We start from the raw sequence: 17,139 nt of genomic DNA on the forward strand, positions 1-17,139 counted from the left end.
CGTTTCCGTCGTCTGACGCAAGGACGTGTGTGTCATGGAAGTCCTCGGCGTGCTCGTCGCCGCCTGTCTCGTCGTCGTGCTGTTCGCGCTGCTGGCGTTCTCCCGGCTGTACCGCAAGGTCGACCAGAGCCAGGCCCTGATCGTGTCGAGGACGCGGCGGGTCGACGTGTCCTTCACGGGCCAGGTCGTGCTGCCGATCCTGCACAAGTCCGAGGTCATGGACATCTCGGTGAAGACCATCGAGATCAGCCGCTCCGGCCGGGACGGCCTGATCTGCCGGGACAACATCCGTGCCGACATCCGGATCCTGTTCTTCGTCAAGGTCAACAAGACCGTCCAGGACGTCATCAAGGTCGCCCAGTCCGTGGGCACCGAGCGCGCCAGCCACCAGGACACGCTGCAGGAGCTGTTCCACGCGAAGTTCTCCGAGGCGCTGAAGACCGTCGGCAAGCAGATGGACTTCACCGACCTCTACACCAAGCGCGAGGAACTGCGGTACCACATCATCGAGTTGATCGGCGTCGACCTCAACGGCTACCACCTGGAGGACGCGGCGATCGACTACCTGGAACAGACCCCGCTCACCCAGCTGGACCCGGCCAACGTCCTCGACGCCCAGGGCATCCGCAAGATCACCGAGCTGACGGCGATCGAGCACGTGCGTACCAACGAGGCCCAGCGCACGGAGCAGAAGGAGATCACACGGCAGAACGTCGACGCCCGCGAGGCCATCCTGGAGCTGGAGCGCCGGCAGGCGGACGCCGAGATCAAGCAGAAGCGGGAGATCGAGACCTCCCGCGCCCGCGAGGAGGCCGAGACCGCCCGCGTGGTGGAGGAGGAACGGCTGCGCGCCCAGGCCGCCTTCCTGCGCACCGAGGAACAGCTCGGCGTGCAGCGCGAGAACCAGGCCCGCGAGATCGCCGTCGCCGCGAAGAACCGCGAGCGGGTCATCGCCGTGGAGAGCGAGCGCATCGAGAAGGACCGGCTGCTCGAGGTCATCGCACGGGAACGGGAGACCCAACTGACCCGGATCTCCGCCGAGAAGGAGGTCGAGGCGGAGAAGCGGGAGATCGCCGAGGTCATCCGGGAGCGGGTGGCGGTGGATCGTACGGTCGCCGAGCAGGAGGAGTCCATCAAGAAGCTGCGCGTGGTCGAGGAGGCCGAGCGCGAGCGGCAGGCCCTCGTCATCGCCGCCGAGGCGGAGGCGCAGGAGAAGCTGGTCAAGGACATCAAGGCCGCGGAGGCCGCGGAACAGGCGGCCACGCACCGCGCCGCCGAGGAACTCACCCTGGCCGAGGCCCGGCTGAAGACCGCCGACCTCGACGCCCGGGCCAAGCTGCGGCTCGCCGAGGGCGTCCAGGCCGAGTCCGCCGCCGAGGGGCTCGCCGCCGTCCAGGTCCGCGACAAGGAGGCCGAGGTCACCGTGAAGGCCGGCCGTGCGGCGGCGGAGGCCACCGAGGCGCGGCTGCGGGCCGAGGCGGAGGGCGCCCAGGCCAAGGCGCTCGCGGAGGCCGAGGGTGCGCGGGCCAAGGGGCTCGCGGAGGCCGAGGGCGCACGGGCGGCGGCGGAGGCCACCGAGGCGCGGCTGAAGGCCGAGGCGGAAGGTGCGCGGGCCAAGGGTCTGGCCGAGGCCGAGGGGACCAGGGCGAAGGCGCTCGCGGAGGCCACCGCCATCGGCGAGAAGCTGAAGGCCGAGGCCGCCGGTCTGACCGAGAAGGCCGCCGCGATGGCCGCCCTCGACGAGGCCTCGCGCGGGCACGAGGAGTACCGGCTGCGGCTGCAGGCCGAGAAGGAGATCCGGCTGGCCGGCCTGGAGACCCAGCGGCAGGTGGCCGAGGCACAGGCGACCGTCCTCGCCACCGGTCTGGAGAACGCCGACATCGACATCGTCGGCGGGGAGTCCGTCTTCTTCGACCGGCTGGTGTCGGCGGTTTCGCTCGGCAAGGGAGTGGACGGTTTCGTCGACCACTCCCGCACCGCGCAGGCCCTGGTGAAGCCGTGGCTGGACGGGTCGAGCAGCTTCACGGAGGACCTGAGCGGGGTCCTCGGCTCCTTCGGCTCGGTGGACGTGCGGAACCTGACGGTGTCGGCCCTGCTGATGAAGCAGATCAGGGGCGGTGGCCCGGAGGCGGGGCAGCTCCAGAAACTCCTCGACCGGGCGAGCGAGTTGGGCCTCGCCGACACGCCGGTGACCGCCCTGAACGGGAGTGTGAGCCAGAACTGAGGCGGGCCCGCGCCCTGAAGGCGCGGGCCCCGCAGTTCCCCAGGGGCGCGGCACTGCGCGACATGCGGCTTCGCCGCGCACCCGCACCCCTCCCGCGGCGCACCCGCACCCGGCCCACGACGCACCCGCACCCGCACCCGGCCCACGACGACGCGCAGCCCCGTGCTGGCAGCCGCACCGCCACGAAAGGAAACCCCGCAATGGCCACCGCCGAGGCGCCGCAGGCCACCGTGGACGCCGGCACCTACGAGGTGCTGCGCGACCGGCTCACCGCGCAGGCCGCCGAGCTCGCCCGCAGGGCGGACGCACTCAACGCCCGCCGCGCCGAGGAGTTCGGTTCGGCGCGGCTGGACCTCGCGCGCACCGCCCGCCTCCGCACCGGGCACGCGTCCGTGCCGAGCGACATCGTTGCCGTGGGGAACGCGCTCCTCTTCGGCGGAACCGGCGGAACCGGCGGAGCCGCTGACGTACTGGCGCTGTACGGCCGCGACGGCGAGCGCCTGCCCGAGGGCGCCGTGCCGGGCCTGCTGGACGACCCGGCGTTCGAGCGGGAGTTCACCGCGCTGCACCGCTACTACCGGCAGGCCCGGCTGCTGCGGCTGCGCCGGGTCGACGGGCGGCTGCTGGCGGTGTTCCGCACCGGCGAGAAGGCCGACGACGTGCGCGTGCTGCGCTGGAGCGTCGCCGACGACGGCCGGGTGGCGTTCCTGGACGCGGGCGGCGACCGCGACGACGTCTTCCCGCCCGGCCAGGACGTCACCTGGACCGAGACCACCCGCGAGGATCACGTCCTCGGCCGTGACCCGTACATGGCGGTACCCGGCGGGCTGGGCGTGACGACCGTCGGCGGCTCCCTCACCGTGCGCACGCCGGACGGGGAGCCGCTGTACACCGAGCCGGTGCAGGAGCCGCTGCAGTCGCTCGCGGACGCCGCCCTCGCGCACGCGCGCGTGGGTCCGCTGGTGCTGCTGCGGGTGCGGCCCTACAAGGAGGACGCCGACCGGTACCTGGTGTTCGACACGCTGACCCGGACGGTGGTGCGGCTCGACGGGATCGGGCAGGCCTGCCGGCGGCTGCCCGAGGAGCAGGGGATCGTCTTCCCCGGCGGGTACTGCCTGGCCGGCGGTGCCCACAAGACGTACGAACTCGACGTGACCGGGCTGGAGTTCGAGCGTGAGGTGCGCGCGCCGAACGGCGAGGACGTGCTGTACGCCTTCCGGTCCCGGGCCGGGGGGCGCACGCTGCTGCTGTCGTACAACACGCTGCGCAAGGAGGTCGCGAACCCGCTGCCGTGCCGTGGCTGGGCCCTGTTCGGCGACGGCGCGCTCGCCGTGCTGCGCGCCGGGGACGAGCCCGCGCACACCCATCCGGTCCAGTGGTGGACCTCGCCGTACGTCTCCGACACGCACGCGGCCGCGCTGCGCACCGGCACCGGCGCGCTCGCCCGGGTCGGCAACGCCGACCTCGTGCGCGGCCTCGCCGACTGCCTGTCGGTGGCCCGGCTGGCCACCGACGGCATCGGGACCGGCGAGGGCTACCGGGCGCTGCTGGCCGCCTGCGTGCGGGCCGCCGACGCCCACCACTGGCTGGCGGAGCCCGAACTCGGCAGCCTCGGCGAGCCGCTGGACGCGCTGCGGGCGACCGCCGAACAGGTGCTGGGCGAGTTCGAGACCGTACGGGAGCTGACCCGGCAGGCCGCAGACGCCCTCGACGAGGCCGCCGAGCGACTCACCGCCGTGGTGCGCCGGCTGCGCGGCGAGGCTCCGCGCGAGGCCGCCGCCTGGGTGCGCGGGCTGACCGAACTCCGGCACGCGCACGGTCACTTGCTCACCCTTCGGGAGCTGCGGTACGTCGATGCCGCCCGGCTCGAGGAGCTCGCGGCGGCCGCCGAGGACGACCTCGCCGGGTTCGGGCGGCGGGCGGTGTCGTTCCTGGCGCGCGACGACGCCTTCGCCGCGCAGCAGGCAGAGGTCGAGCGGCTGGTCGGGGAGGCGGCGGCCGTCGGGACCGTGGCCGGCGGCGCACCCGTCGCCGCCCGGCTCGACGAGCTCGCCGACGGGCTGCGCACGGTCACCGAGGTCGTGACCGGCCTCGACATCGCCGACGCCACCGTCCGTACGGCCGTCCTGGAGCGGATCGCCGAGGTGCTGGGCGGCGTCAACCGGGCCCGCGCCACCCTCGACGGCCGCCGCCGCGCCCTGCAGGACAGCGAGGGGCGCGCCGAGTTCGCCGCCGAGACCGCGCTGCTCGCGCAGGCCGTCACCGCCGCCCTCGCCGCGTCCGGCACGCCCGAGGAATGTGACGACCAGCTCGCCGGCGTGCTGGCCCGGGTGGAGGACCTGGACGGCCGGTTCGCCGAGTTCGACGACTTCCTCGCCGAACTCGACGGCCGGCGCACCGAGGTCTACGAGGCGTTCGCCGCCCGCAAGCAGTCCCTCGCCGACGCCCGCGCCCGCCGCGCCGAACAGCTCGCCGAATCCGCCGGGCGGATGCTGCGGACGGTCGCCCGGCGCGCGGCCGTGCTCCCCGACGCCGACGCGGTCACCACCTACTTCGCCTCCGACCCACTGGTCGCCAAGGTCCGCCGCACCGCCGGGGAGCTGCGCACCCTCGGCGACAGCGTGCGTGCCGAGGAGCTCGACGGCCGCCTGAAGGCCGCGCGCCAGGAGGCCTCCCGCGCCCTGCGCGACCGCGCCGACCTCTACACCGAGGACGGGCGCACCCTGCTGCTCGGCGGCCACCGCTTCGCCGTCAACACCCAGCCGCTCGACCTCACCCTCGTCCCGCACGGCGACACCCTGGCCTTCGCCGTCACCGGCACCGACTACCGGGCCCCGGTCACCGACCCTGCATTCGCCGGGACCCGCCCCTACTGGGACCGCCGGCTGCCGTCCGAGTCGCCCGGGGTCTACCGTGCCGAGCACCTTGCGGCCCGGCTGCTCGCCGAGCACGGCGCGACCGGCCTCGCCGCCGCCGACGACCTGGGGGACCTGGTCCGCCGGGCGGCGCAGGAGGCGTACGACGAGGGCTACGAGCGGGGCGTCCACGACCATGACGCGACGCTCGTCCTGCGCGCCCTGCTCCCCCTGTACGAGGGCGCCGGCACCCTGCGCCACGAGCCGGCCGCCCGCGCCACCGCCCAGCTGTTCTGGGCGCACGGCACCACCGAGGAGACCCGCACCGCGTGGGCCCGGCGGGCGGTGTCACTGGCCCGGGCCCGGGACGCCTTCGGTGCCGTGCCGGCCATCGGGGAGCTGGAGCGGGAGCTGGCCGGGGCGATCGAGGCCTGGGACCCGTCGGCGGCGGGCGGGCCGGCCGCGGCGTACCTCTTCGACGAGCTCACGGGCGGCCCGGAGGGCTTCGTCCTCGGGGTCGCGGCGCGCACGCTGCTGGAGAAGTTCCGGCACGCGGGCGGCGGTTACCACGCGGACCTGGAGGGGCTGACCGGGCCGGCCGCGCGCCGGCAGGTGGTGCACGCCTGGCTCGGTGCGTTCGCCGCCGCCACCGGCACCGGAACCGGGCCCGGCGAACTGGCCGAGGCGGTCGCCGCCGAACTCTGCCCGGACCTGCCGCGCTACGACGGCGACGCCCCGCTCACCGCGACGGCCGAGGGCCTGCTCGGCGCGCACCCGCGCGTCGCCTCGGGCCGGCTGCCGCTGCGCCTGGACGAGTTCCTGTCCCGGACAGCACGTTTCGCGGCCGAGGAGGTGCCCGCATTCCGCGCCTACCAGCGCCGCCGCAGTGCTCTGGTGGCCGCCGAACGCGACCGGCTCCGCCTGGACGACCACCGCCCCCGGGTGATGTCGGCGTTCGTCCGCAACCGCCTCGTCGACGAGGTGTACCTGCCCCTGGTCGGCGACAGCCTGGCCCGGCAGCTCGGCACCACCGGCGAGTCGAAGCGCACCGACACCGGCGGTCTGCTCCTGCTGGTCTCCCCGCCCGGCTACGGCAAGACGACCCTCATGGAGTACGTCGCCGACCGGCTCGGCCTGATGCTGGTCAAGGTCAGCGGCCCGGCGCTCGGTCGCACCGTCACCTCGCTGGACCCGGCCGACGCGCCCGACGCCACCGCCCGCCGCGAGATCGAGAAGATCAACTTCGCGCTGGCGGCCGGCAACAACACCCTGCTCCACCTGGACGACATCCAGCACACCTCGCCCGAGCTGCTGCAGAAGTTCATCCCGCTGTGCGACGCCACCCGGCGGGTGGACGGCGTGCGGGACGGCGAGCCGCGCACCTACGACCTGCGCGGCAAGCGCTTCTCGGTCTGCATGACCGGCAACCCCTACACCGAGTCCGGCGACCGCTTCCGCATCCCCGACATGCTCGCCAACCGTGCCGACGTCTGGAACCTCGGCGACGTCCTCACCGGCAGGGAGGACGTCTTCGCGCTCAGCTTCGTCGAGAACGCCCTCACCGCCAACCCGGTCCTCGCCCCGCTCGCCACCCGTGACCGCGCCGACCTCGACCTGCTGGTCCGGCTGGCCGGCGCCGACCCCACGGCCCGTGCCGACCGGCTGAGCCGGCCGCTGCCGCCCGCCGAACTGGACGCCGCCGTAGCGGTGTTGAGGCATGTGATGACGGTCCGGGAGACGGTGCTGAGGGTCAACGCGGCCTACATCGCCTCCGCCGCCCAGTCGGAGGCCGCCCGCACGGAACCGCCGTTCCGCCTCCAGGGGTCCTACCGCGACATGAACAAGATCGCCCAGCGGCTGCGGCCGGTCATGAACGACGCCGAGCGCGAGGCCGTCGTCACCGACCACTACACGGCCGAGGCCCAGACCCTCACCTCGGGCGCCGAGGCCAACCTGCTGAAACTGGCCGAGCTGCGCGGCACGTCGACGAAGGAGCAGGCCGCCCGCTGGGCGGAGGTCAAGACCGCCCACGTCCGGGCCCGCACCCTCAACGGCCCGGGGGACGACCCCGTCACCCGCGCGGTGGCCGCCCTGGGCCTGCTCGCGGACCGGGTGGCGGCGGTGGAGTCCGCCATCACCCGTGCGCGGGGCGGCGGCGAGGAGCGCTGAATGGGGTACTTCCTGGCGCCGCTGTCGGCGGCGATCGCGTTCGTCGCCCTGACCACGGCGCTGCTGATCCGCCGGGACCGGCGGTCGGCCCGCCGCTACCGGGGGTGAGCGCCCGGGCCGGTGCTCAGAAGTCGATGTCCGAGTGCTGGAAACCCTCGCCCAGCAGGTAGATCGCGACGACCCACATCACCAGCGTGCCGAGGAACGCACCGGCCGCCGCCCACACCGCGGCCCGCCGACGCAGCAGCGCTCCGGCGACGCCGAGCAGCGCGGCGCCGGCGAGCGGCCCGCCGACGAGCGCCAGCCCCGAGTCCACCACCGACATCACGGAGGCGCGCTGCCCCCGGCAGCCGGTCGGCAGGCCGAAACAGGAGAGCGTGTCATGGCCGACGCGATACCACCCGTACAGCAGGGGCAGCAGCACGAGCGCGGTCGCCACCAGCCATGCGAGGACCGGGCCACGGTCGGGCGCGGAAGAGGAAGAGGTCACGCCGCCATCCTCGGGCGGCGCGGGCGCCCGGCACATCCGCTCTCGTACTCACCTGCCCCAGCAGCCGTTGTTCGGGAACAGCGGCTCGAACTGCACGCGGTCGTCGTCGGCGTCGAGGACCCGGTTGTAGTCGGTGCGGGTGACGCGGTACCAGACGTCGTCCTTCTTGCGGTTGCCGTTCACGTCGTCCAGGCGGACGCACCAGCGCTCCGGGCTCAGTTCCTTGCGGTAGGTCTCGGTGCCGTTCGGCACCTTGTGGCAGTTCTGGCGCCGCTCGAGGGTGTACCAGTGGCGGGTGTGGCGGTGGGTGCCGGAACCGGAGGTCGAGGAGTGGCCGACCCGGCTGGTGCTCGTCGTGCACTGTTTGACCATGTGCGGGCGGGTGGCCCGGATGGTCCTGGCAGGGACGTGGCGGAGCGTGTCCCGGAGGCCGTGGACGGGATGCGGATGGCTGTCGCACGCGGCGAGCAAGGTCAGCAGGGCCGTCACCGCGCCGGCCGCTCTCAGAGGTTTCCCGAACATGTGTCTCCCCCCGTCGTCGGGGGCGTAGCGTAACCGATCGCCCGGGGCGCCGCGGGTGCCCCCGGCCTCCTGCCCGCGGGGTTCCCGGCAGCCGTACGCCGCCGACGGGCAGGCGAGGACGCGAGGTGCCGCGGCGTCGGCCCTCAGCGGGCAGCGCGGCCGAGCGCAGCCCGCACGGCCCGGCCGTCCCCTCCACCGGTCAGGGATCCCGCCCGGCGTCGGTCGGGGCGCCCGGGTCGGGTCAGCCGAGGCACACCAGCACCAGACAGAGCTGGTTCGAGGAGGTCGACGTCGACGCCGGGGACGTGGTGGACGCGGCCGGGCCCCCGCCGGCGGGGGAGGAGGAGCCGCTGCCGGTCGTCGCGGACGATCCGTTTCCGGTGGCGGCGGGCGCCGGCTGTGCGGCCGTGCCGGAGCTGCCGGTGCTCGTACCGGAGGAGGACGGCCCGGTGCTCCGCGTCTGCGGTGCGGCCGGCGCGGCCGGGTGCGGGGCCACCGCGGCCGTGTACGGACGGCTCGCGGACCGTGCCGTGCGGGGCGCGGATGCCGGCGACTGCTGCCGGGGGGCGTTGGCGGCGGGCGTCCCTGCCGTCGGCGCGGCGGAGGTGTGCCGGTGCGTCGCGGCGGGCGGTGCCGGCGTGGACGGCGGCAGGCTGGGCGCGGCCGACGGATCTTCGGTGAGGCCCATGCTCCGGTTGTCCGGTGCGGCGGCCGCCTGGGCCCGGTCGCCGGTGCCGCGGTCCAGTGAGGCGAGCGTCAGACCGCCGCCGACGAGCGCGACGGCGGTCGCCACCACGGCCCGGCGCTGGCTCTTCTTCCAGCGGGCCCGCTGCCGGCGCCGGGCCGCGCGTCCCCGCGGGGCGGGCGGCGCGTCCGTGACGTCGGCGGGTGGCACGTCCGCGGCGTCGGCGGGCGGCACGGCGACGGGTTCCTCGGCGCCGAACCAGTGGTCGGCGGCGAGCGGTGCGGCGGCGACGTCGGTGACGGCGACGGTGGAGCGGGGTGGGGCTATGTCCGGGGCGTAGGCACCGCACCCGGGACAGACCAGGGCGCCGTTGAGGTGCCGACGGCACGAGGAGCAGTAGTCCATGTGTGGTCTTCCTGAGTACAGGGGGAGCGGCGATCAGTCACGCTAACGAGCCTTTCGAAAGGCTGTGTGCAGCCCGTGTGGTGCTCCTGCACAGATTCGTGGGGTTCTTTTCCCGTGTCCCGGCCGGGTCCGGGCCGCTCGCGTCGGCATAGTGGCGGGCGGCTCCGCACCGGAGCGGCAGGAGGAGAGGCATGCTCGGCACAGTGTTCCGCACCGGATCGCCCATCTGGATCGACCTCGGCAGCCCCGACACCGAACGGGCCGCCGCCTTCTACGGCGCCGTCTTCGGCTGGGAGTTCGTCTCCGCCGGCCCGGAAGGGGGCGGCTACGGCTTCTTCCAGAAGAACGGCGGCACGGTGGCCGGTCTGGGCCCGCTGACCGAACACGGGGCGAGCCCGGCCTGGATGACGTACTTCCGCACCGGCGACGCCCGGGCCACCGCCCGGGCCGTGACCCACGCCGGCGGCACGGTGCGCACCGCGCCCATGAGCATGGGGGAGGCCACCCTGGCCCAGTTCACCGACCCGCAGGGCGCGCAGTTCGCGGTGCTCCAGTCCGGGCGGGGCCTGCAGCGGGCGTCGGAGGAGGACGCGCTGGTGTGGGTGGAGCTGCACGCCGGCGACCCGGAGGCGGCCATCGGCTTCTACCGCGGGCTGTTCGGCTGGCGTGACCAGGAGATGCAGGCCCCGGGCATGACGTACCGGGTGCTGAGCATCAAGGACGGCGACCAGCAGGAGGGTTCCTTCGGTGGTGTGGCCCCGCTGCGGGACGACCGGGAGGACGCGCGCTGGGTGCCGTACTTCGCCGTGGCCGACGCGGACGCGATCGTCACGGCGGTGGGCGGCAACGGCGGAACCGTGCTGATGCCGGCGGCGAACATCCCCGGAGTCGGCCGTATCGCCTGGCTGGCCGATCCGGGGCAGGCGGTGTTCGCCGTGCTGAGGCCGGATCCGCGGCAGCCCTGACTCCCGCCGCCGGCACACGCCCCCGCAGGGTGGCGGCTCACGCTGTCTTCGGGCCCCGGGCCTTGCCCGTACCCGGCGTGGCGGGGCGCCGCCGCCCCCACGGTTTGAACACGGACAGCACGACGAGCCCGAGGTACAGCAGCAGCGCGAGGGCCGGCACGATCACGGTGTCGTAGCGGACGAATCCCAGGTGCATGGCCGCGATCGGGCCCGTCGGATGCCGGTCCACCGCGTGCACCGCGTCGTGCAGCCGGGCGGTGAGGGCGAAGACCGAGGCCACCGCGGCCGCGAGGGTCAGCCAGAACTTGACGGCGACCCAGTGGTACCGGAACAGGCCCCACGGCGTGCCGAGGGCCAGCACCACCCCGCTGACCAGGGCGAGCAGGCTCAACGGGACGACCAGCGCGTCGCCCAGCATCCCCATCGCCCGGTACGCGGTCCGCAGCGTGCCGGCGTCGTCCGTCGCCAGTGCCGTGGTCCCGAGGGTGAGCAGGCAGAGCATCAGCGCCAGCCAGCCGACCGAGGCGACCACATGCACGGCGGCCAGGCCCTTGCGGGCCGCCGGCGGCAACCGGCGTGCCGTTTCGGCGGAGCGGGACATGCGCACCTCACTTCCCTGGTCGTGCGCCGTACTGATGCGCGGCGCACGGCCAGGCTCCCCCGCCGGCCACCCCGGCGCGTCCGGCGGCGGAAGTAACGTCGGCTGCGCCGAGCCGAGTACGGCGCACACCGACCCGTCCCGCCGGTGGCCCGGCCTACGACCGTGTGGCCGTCCCGCGGGCCGTGCCGCCGCCCCGGCCTGCCCGCGCCGACCGGCCTGCTCCGGTCCCGGCGGGTGCCCGGACGGTTCGGTGCGGAGCGGTGCACATCCCCATCGGCGCACCGCAGTTCACCGCCGGGCCGGCCGTCGTCACCGTTCGCCGCCGGGCCGGCCGTCGTACCGTTCGCCGCCGGGCCGGCCGTCCTCACCGCACGGCGGCGCAGGCGGCAGGCGGTCGGCGAGGTACTCGTCGTTGTCGCCCGGCCGTACCGATCCCGCGCAGCGCCGCGATTCCCGGATGGGCCGCGGCGGCCGCATCGCGCTTTGTTCACCCACTGTTCGAACGCGCTTTCCGGTGCCCCCCGTGTGTCATCACATACGGTCCTGCTGCCGACGAGTGATCGCCGGGACCGGAGAAGCGCTGCGCGGCACTCGCGCGCGCCGAGGTGCCCGGGGTCCACGCCCGATCCCGGTGCACGGGGGATCGAGGGGCTCGCGGCGGACAAGCAGGACTCTTCAGGGGGGCTTCTCGTTGAGATCTCGCACGCGCCGCCGTTTCGCGGCGCTCACGTCGGCCGCATCGCTGGCGGCCGGCCTGCTCGGCGCGGCGGCGCCCGGCGCACATGCCGCGACGAATGATGTGACGGGTGGTCAGATCAGCCTCTACGGCGGCTCCGTGGGAGTGGCGACCGTCAACGCGGACGGGACCGGGCTGCGTTCCGTCCCCGACATCCCGAACTACGGATACACCCCGAACTGGGCTCCGGACGGCAGCAGGGTGGTGGCCGGCTGGAGCCGGCTGGCCACCGGCCGGGTCACCGGCACCAGCTCGATCGTCACCCTGCCGTGGGCCACCAAGGTGCGCTCCAGCGCGTCGTACGAGGACCCGACGTTCTGGCTGGACGGCCGGTACGTGGCGTTCAGCACCGGCGGCCAGCTCGCCTACGGCCCCTCGGACGGTTCCTGGGCCCCGGAGCCGCTGCTGACGAACACCCAGGAGCCGTCGACGGTCTGCGACATCCACCCGACGGCGAGCCCGAGCGGCACGCTCGCCTTCGAACGGCAGCACAACTACGGCTGCTACGACAGCCAGGGCATCTGGACCTACGACCCGTCCACCAAGGCACTGAAGAACATCATCGCGAGCGGCTCCTCGCCGGTGTTCTCCGCGGACGGCACCAAGCTGGTCTTCACGCGCTCGGTGGACGGATGGACCCAGCTGTTCACGGCCGACGCGGACGGCAGCGACGTCAAGCAGGTCACCACCGACACCTCCGACCACCTGTCCCCGACCTGGGACCCGGCGGGCGGACGGATCGCCTACGAGGCGCACAGTTCGCACACCGGCTGGTCGGACGACGTGCAGACGGTGCGGCTGCTCGACCTGGCGAGCGGTACGTCGACCCAGGTCACCGGGCAGGGCAAGGGTGCCAAGCCGGCCTGGCAGCCACTGCGCAAGAACAGCCTGATCCGGGTCTACGGCACCGGATCCGTCGGCACCGACGGTGCCGCCTCCCGCTGGACGTTCGACACCGTGGGCGCCCAGCACATCCCCGGGCTGCTCACCGCCAAGTCCGCGGTCCTCGTCAGCAAGGGCAACGCCACCTACTCGGCGCCGGCGATCGCGCTGGCCGCCGAGAAGCAGGGCCCGGTCCTGCTGACGTCCGGCAGCGGCCTGGACTCCGCCGCCGCCACGGAGCTCAAGCGCTCCCTGCCCAAGGGCAGCACGGTCTACCTGGACGGCGGCACCCGCATCCTCGGCTCCAAGGTGGCGGGCCAGGTGCAGGCGCTGGGCTACAAGCCGCTGCGGCTCGACGGCACCGACCTGTCCGCGCTGTCGGTCCGGGTCGCCAAGCAGGTCAGCGCGACCCCGAGCTGGATCTTCGTCGCCGACGGCAACGACTACCACGACCCGGTCGCGGCCTCGACGGCCGCCGGTGCGCTGGGGTACCACGGCACCGGCGTGGTCCTGCTGACGAACGGCAAGACCGTTCCCACCTCGGTGAAGAGCTACCTGAACGCCCTGGACCCGAAGGCCGTGAAAATGGTCACGGTCGGCTACAACGCCACCCGGGCGATGGAGCACGTGACCCTGAACAAGGCGTGGAGCTTCTGGACGATCGGCGGCAAGACCCATGAGGACGTGGCCGCCAACCTGGCCCGTTTCTGGTGGACTTCACCGACCCAGGCCGTCGTCGAGGACACCTGGACCTGGCAGAACGCCGTCGCGGGCGGCGCCGCCACCGCCACGTACGGCCCGATGCTCTGGTCCGGCGAGTCCACGCTCTCGGCACCGACCTCGTACTACCTGGGCCAGGAAGCCGCGAGCATCTGGGCGGTGCAGACCTTCGGCGGCAACACCTCGTACCCGCCGGCCAACCGCACCGCCATCGCCTCGGCGATCGCCGCGAGCAGCGCCTGGACGACCACGCACTGGGCGGCGAACGGCGATGTGCCCGCAACGGCCGCCCGTTCCTCCCGTCTCACGGCGCAGTCGTCCTCCGACGGCGTCCGCCCGGCCCCGGACCCCACCGTGCTCCCCGGCCGGCACCTCCCCGCCCGCGACGCCCACAGCGCCCGCTAGCCGGAACCCCCCGACACAGACCCCCGGGTCCTCGGCCCGGGGGTCTGCCGTATCCCCGCCGGAAGCCGGCCGGGGCCGCGCTGCGGGGTCCGGTGGCCGGGGCGCGGGCTAGGATCCGGGCATGGCGCTGACCATGAGCGACGTGGACCGGTTCGAGGCGTCCAGGCCCCGTCTGGAGGCCATCGCCTATCGCCTCCTCGGCTCGGCCGGCGAGGCCGAGGACGCCGTGCAGGAGACGTTCCTGCGCTGGCAGGCCGCCGACGTCGGCCGCATCGAGGTCCCCGAGGCGTGGCTGACGAAGGTGCTCACCAACCTGTGCCTCAACCAGCTCACCTCGGCCCGCGCGCGGCGCGAGACCTATGTGGGCCAATGGCTCCCCGAGCCGCTGCTCGCCGGTGACCCCATGCTGGGCCCGGCCGACACCGCCGAGCAGCGCGAATCGGTGTCGTACGCGGTCCTCGCCGTGCTGGAGCGCCTGTCTCCCGGTGAGCGTGCGGTGTACGTGCTGCGGGAGGCCTTCGACTACCCGCACCGGGAGATCGCCGAGATCCTCGACATCACCGAGGCCGCCAGCCAGCAGATCTTCCACCGCGCCAAGAAGCACGTCGCGGCCGGAAAAACCCGCACCGAGATCGACGAGGCCGCCGCCCGGCGGATCGTCGAGGAGTTCCTGGCGGCCGCCACCAGCGGCCGGACCGAGCCGCTGGTACGGCTGCTCACCCAGGACGCCATCGCGATCGGCGACGGCGGCGGGAAGATCCCGGCCCGCGCCAAGGCGTTCGAAGGAGCCCTCGCGGTCGCGACCTTCATGCGGGGCCTGTTCAAGCCCAGCAAGGCCAAGCAGGCCTACGTCGGCGGCTCGCCCGAGGTCTACGCCACGACCGCCAACGGAGAACCCGCCGTCGTGGCGGTCGTCGGCGGCCGCGTCGTCGGCGTCATGTGCCTGGAGGTCACCGAAGGGGGCATCGCCGCGTTCCGCAACCAGGTCAACCCCGACAAGCTGGAACGGGCGACCCGGCGGTGGGCGGCCGCCGACCACGGCGCGCCCCTGCTCACCGCCTTCTGACCGCCATGTGAGCTGCTTCACATCCCACTCCTGTCAGGAAACGGCGGGTCACCCGGTTCAAGGGGCGGAAAGCCCACGGCAAGGGCCGGGCCGCGCAGACAGGAGCAGGAAATGCAGCACCGCATCGTCGTCCTCGGAGCCGGATACGCCGGAGCCATCGCCGCCGGACGCCTCGCCAGGCGGCTGCGCCGCGAGGATGTCGCCATCACCCTCGTCAACGCCGAACCGGACTTCGTCGAACGCGTCCGGATGCACCAGCTCGCGGTCGGCCAGGACCTCACGCCCAGGCCCTTCAGCGCGATGTTCGCGGGCACCGGCGTCGCGCTGAAGCTCGCGAAGGTCACCGGTGTCGACGCGGACCGCAGGACCGTCGCCGTGCTCGGCGCGGACGGCAGCGAGGAGCTGACGTACGACACCCTCGTGTACGCCCTCGGCAGCGGCTGGAACGACCAGGGCGCCCCCGGTGTCGCCGGTCACGCCCACGAGATCGCCTCCCGCCCCGGAGCGCTCCGGCTGCGCGAGCGCCTGGCCCGCCTGGACGCCGGGCAGCCCGTGGTCGTGGTCGGCGGCGGTCTCACCGGTGTGGAGGCCGCGACCGAGATCGCCGAGGCCCGCCCGGACCTCGAGGTCGCCCTCGTCGCCCGCGGCGGACTGGGCGACTGGCTCTCGCCGAAGGGCCGCCGGCACCTGGTGAGGGTCTTTTGCAGGCTCGGCATCACCGCGCACGAACAGGCCACCGTGACCGCCGTGGAGGCCGACCGCGTCCGCACCGCCGGTGGCGGCTCGATCCCGGCCGCGGTCACCGTGTGGACCACGGGCTTCGCCGTCCACCCGATCGCCCGGGCCACCACCCTGGAAGTCTCGGCCGACGGACGGATCGTGGTCGACCGGACCATGCGCTCGGTCTCGCACCCGGACGTGTACGCCGTCGGCGACGCGGCCATGGTGGCGGGGCCCGGCGACAAGCCGCTGCGGATGTCCTGCGCCTCGGGCGTCCCCACCGCCTGGCAGGCCGCCGACGCCATCGCGGCGCGCCTGACCGGCGGGAGGCTGCCGAAGGTGCCGCTGCGCTACTTCAACCAGTGCATCTCGCTGGGCCGCAAGGAAGGTCTGATCCAGTACGTCACCGCCGACGACCGCGCCGTCCGGGCGGCCCTGACGGGACGGTTCGCCGCCGTCTACAAGGAACTGGTCTGCAAGGGCGCGGCCTGGGGAGTCGCCAACCCGGTCCTCGTGCCGGCCCGGCGCCGCCCCGTCGTCCCCACCCCGGCCCGGGCGGCCTCACCGGCCCGCTGAGGCCGAGGCGGCTCGTCACCACCCACCGCGAAACCCTCACGGGTGCCGGCCATCCGATTGCGTCACCGCCTTGACCGGTGACGTCGACTCTGCGACAGTCATCAGGGACGCACCTCGGGACAGGCCGCGACGCACCCCGGGGGGCACCCACTGCCTTCGCCCGGGCGGGCGCCGACGTGAACCGTTTCTGACACCACCTCATCACCCTCGTCGGGTGACCGGCGGGGGACCGCCGGGAACCGGAACGGAGTCCGATCATGGAAAGCCTGAACATCTCAGACGGTGCCGCCGCGGTCCGCCGGGCGCGCTTCGGGGCGCTGCCCGAGCGCATCCGCTTCGAGGACATGGTCGAGGAGAAGGCGGCCACGCCGGGCGACCCGGCCCGGTACGCCTACGACCCGGAGGCGTCGTGGAGGTCCTTCGCCTGCCTCGCCGCCGACCTGGGCCTCTGAGCCGGCGTCTTGTCCGTGTCACAGTCACCGGTCAGAATGGTGATGTGAACCTCGACCACGTCTTCGTCTGCGGAAACCCGGCCCTCGACTTCGCCGCGACGCTCCGAGCCCGCCGTTCGGCGCGCTTCGAGATGTTCGCGACGCCGGAAAGGCTGACGGCATGGTACGTGGAGTCCGGCCTCGTCGATGCGGTCTCGCCCGCCCGGCAGCCCGACGTCGAACAGGCCCAGACCGTACGGGAGGCCGTCTACCTGCTGGTGACGGCCCGTCGGCTCGGAGAGGACTACGACAGGGCGGCCCTGACGGTGGTGAACGACGCCGCACGCAGGCCGCCCGCGGTGCCGCAGCTCACCCTGTCGGGGCGATGGACGCAGGCGGCACCGGAAGAAGCCCTCTCCCTGGTCGCGCGGCACGCCATCGAGCTCCTGAGCGGACCGGACGTACCCCTGCTCAAGGAGTGCGGCAACCCGGAGTGCACCCGCACCTACATCGACCGCTCGCGGGGCATGCGCCGGCACTGGTGCGGGATGGAGTCCTGCGGCAACAAGATCAAGGCGGCCGCGTACCGGGCCCGCAGGAAGTCCGGGCCCGCGCCGGCCCACTGACCCGTCCGCGCCGGCACGCTTTACCCCGTGCGCACCTTCCGGACGCCCTGCGGCCATGCGC

12 protein-coding genes are annotated in these 17,139 nt (G+C 73.9%); 8 read left to right on the top strand and 4 right to left on the bottom strand.

Annotated elements, in window-relative coordinates:
- Positions 1-34: 34 nt before the first annotated feature.
- Positions 35-2,224 carry a flotillin family protein gene (locus ABZ919_RS10895; protein WP_361245390.1) on the top strand — a complete coding sequence of 730 codons (2,190 nt, stop codon included), beginning with the start codon at positions 35-37 and terminating at the stop codon, positions 2,222-2,224.
- Positions 2,225-2,424: 200 nt separating this feature from the next.
- Positions 2,425-7,248, top strand: a complete 4,824-nt coding sequence (locus ABZ919_RS10900) for a DNA repair ATPase (RefSeq protein WP_361245393.1) — start codon at positions 2,425-2,427, stop codon at positions 7,246-7,248.
- 124 nt (positions 7,249-7,372) lie between these two features.
- On the opposite strand, the gene ABZ919_RS10905 is transcribed toward ABZ919_RS10900, so the two are convergent.
- The 3 genes from ABZ919_RS10905 to ABZ919_RS10915 all read right to left on the bottom strand — a co-directional run bounded on the left by ABZ919_RS10905 (position 7,373) and on the right by ABZ919_RS10915 (position 9,350).
- Positions 7,373-7,738: a hypothetical protein gene (locus ABZ919_RS10905; RefSeq protein WP_361245396.1), complete on the bottom strand. Its 366-nt coding sequence runs from the start codon at positions 7,736-7,738 to the stop codon at positions 7,373-7,375.
- A gap of 48 nt (positions 7,739-7,786) precedes the next feature.
- Complete coding sequence (locus tag ABZ919_RS10910) at positions 7,787-8,260, bottom strand: hypothetical protein (protein WP_361245399.1); 474 nt, start codon at positions 8,258-8,260, stop codon at positions 7,787-7,789.
- A 241-nt stretch (positions 8,261-8,501) separates the two neighbouring features.
- Positions 8,502-9,350 (bottom strand): hypothetical protein, encoded by an 849-nt coding sequence (locus ABZ919_RS10915; RefSeq protein ID WP_361245401.1) that lies wholly within the window; start codon positions 9,348-9,350, stop codon positions 8,502-8,504.
- A 191-nt stretch (positions 9,351-9,541) separates the two neighbouring features.
- Between ABZ919_RS10915 and ABZ919_RS10920 the strand changes: the two genes are divergently transcribed.
- The gene (locus ABZ919_RS10920) at positions 9,542-10,315 is read left to right on the top strand and encodes a VOC family protein (RefSeq protein ID WP_361245404.1); all 774 of its coding nucleotides are present in this window, start codon (positions 9,542-9,544) and stop codon (positions 10,313-10,315) included.
- Between the two features lie 37 nt (positions 10,316-10,352).
- Here ABZ919_RS10920 and ABZ919_RS10925 read toward each other — a convergent pair whose 3' ends face one another.
- Complete coding sequence (locus tag ABZ919_RS10925) at positions 10,353-10,916, bottom strand: DUF2269 domain-containing protein (RefSeq protein WP_361245407.1); 564 nt, start codon at positions 10,914-10,916, stop codon at positions 10,353-10,355.
- 691 nt (positions 10,917-11,607) lie between these two features.
- Here ABZ919_RS10925 and ABZ919_RS10930 point away from each other — a divergent pair.
- The 5 genes from ABZ919_RS10930 to ABZ919_RS10950 all read left to right on the top strand — a co-directional run bounded on the left by ABZ919_RS10930 (position 11,608) and on the right by ABZ919_RS10950 (position 17,078).
- The gene (locus ABZ919_RS10930; RefSeq protein ID WP_361245410.1) at positions 11,608-13,659 is read left to right on the top strand and encodes a cell wall-binding repeat-containing protein; all 2,052 of its coding nucleotides are present in this window, start codon (positions 11,608-11,610) and stop codon (positions 13,657-13,659) included.
- A gap of 121 nt (positions 13,660-13,780) precedes the next feature.
- Positions 13,781-14,725 (top strand): RNA polymerase sigma factor SigJ, encoded by a 945-nt coding sequence (gene sigJ / locus ABZ919_RS10935; protein ID WP_361245412.1) that lies wholly within the window; start codon positions 13,781-13,783, stop codon positions 14,723-14,725.
- Between the two features lie 111 nt (positions 14,726-14,836).
- The gene (locus ABZ919_RS10940) at positions 14,837-16,021 is read left to right on the top strand and encodes an FAD-dependent oxidoreductase (protein WP_361245415.1); all 1,185 of its coding nucleotides are present in this window, start codon (positions 14,837-14,839) and stop codon (positions 16,019-16,021) included.
- A gap of 257 nt (positions 16,022-16,278) precedes the next feature.
- Entirely contained in the window at positions 16,279-16,473 is a 195-nt protein-coding gene (locus ABZ919_RS10945) for a hypothetical protein (protein ID WP_361245418.1), read from the top strand.
- 44 nt (positions 16,474-16,517) lie between these two features.
- Positions 16,518-17,078, top strand: coding sequence for a CGNR zinc finger domain-containing protein (locus tag ABZ919_RS10950; RefSeq protein ID WP_361245421.1), 561 nt, complete (start codon positions 16,518-16,520; stop codon positions 17,076-17,078).
- The last annotated feature ends 61 nt before the right edge of the window (positions 17,079-17,139 follow it).

Origin of the sequence: Streptomyces sp. NPDC046759 (assembly GCF_040645475.1) — a bacterium.
GTDB lineage: Bacteria > Actinomycetota > Actinomycetes > Streptomycetales > Streptomycetaceae > Streptomyces.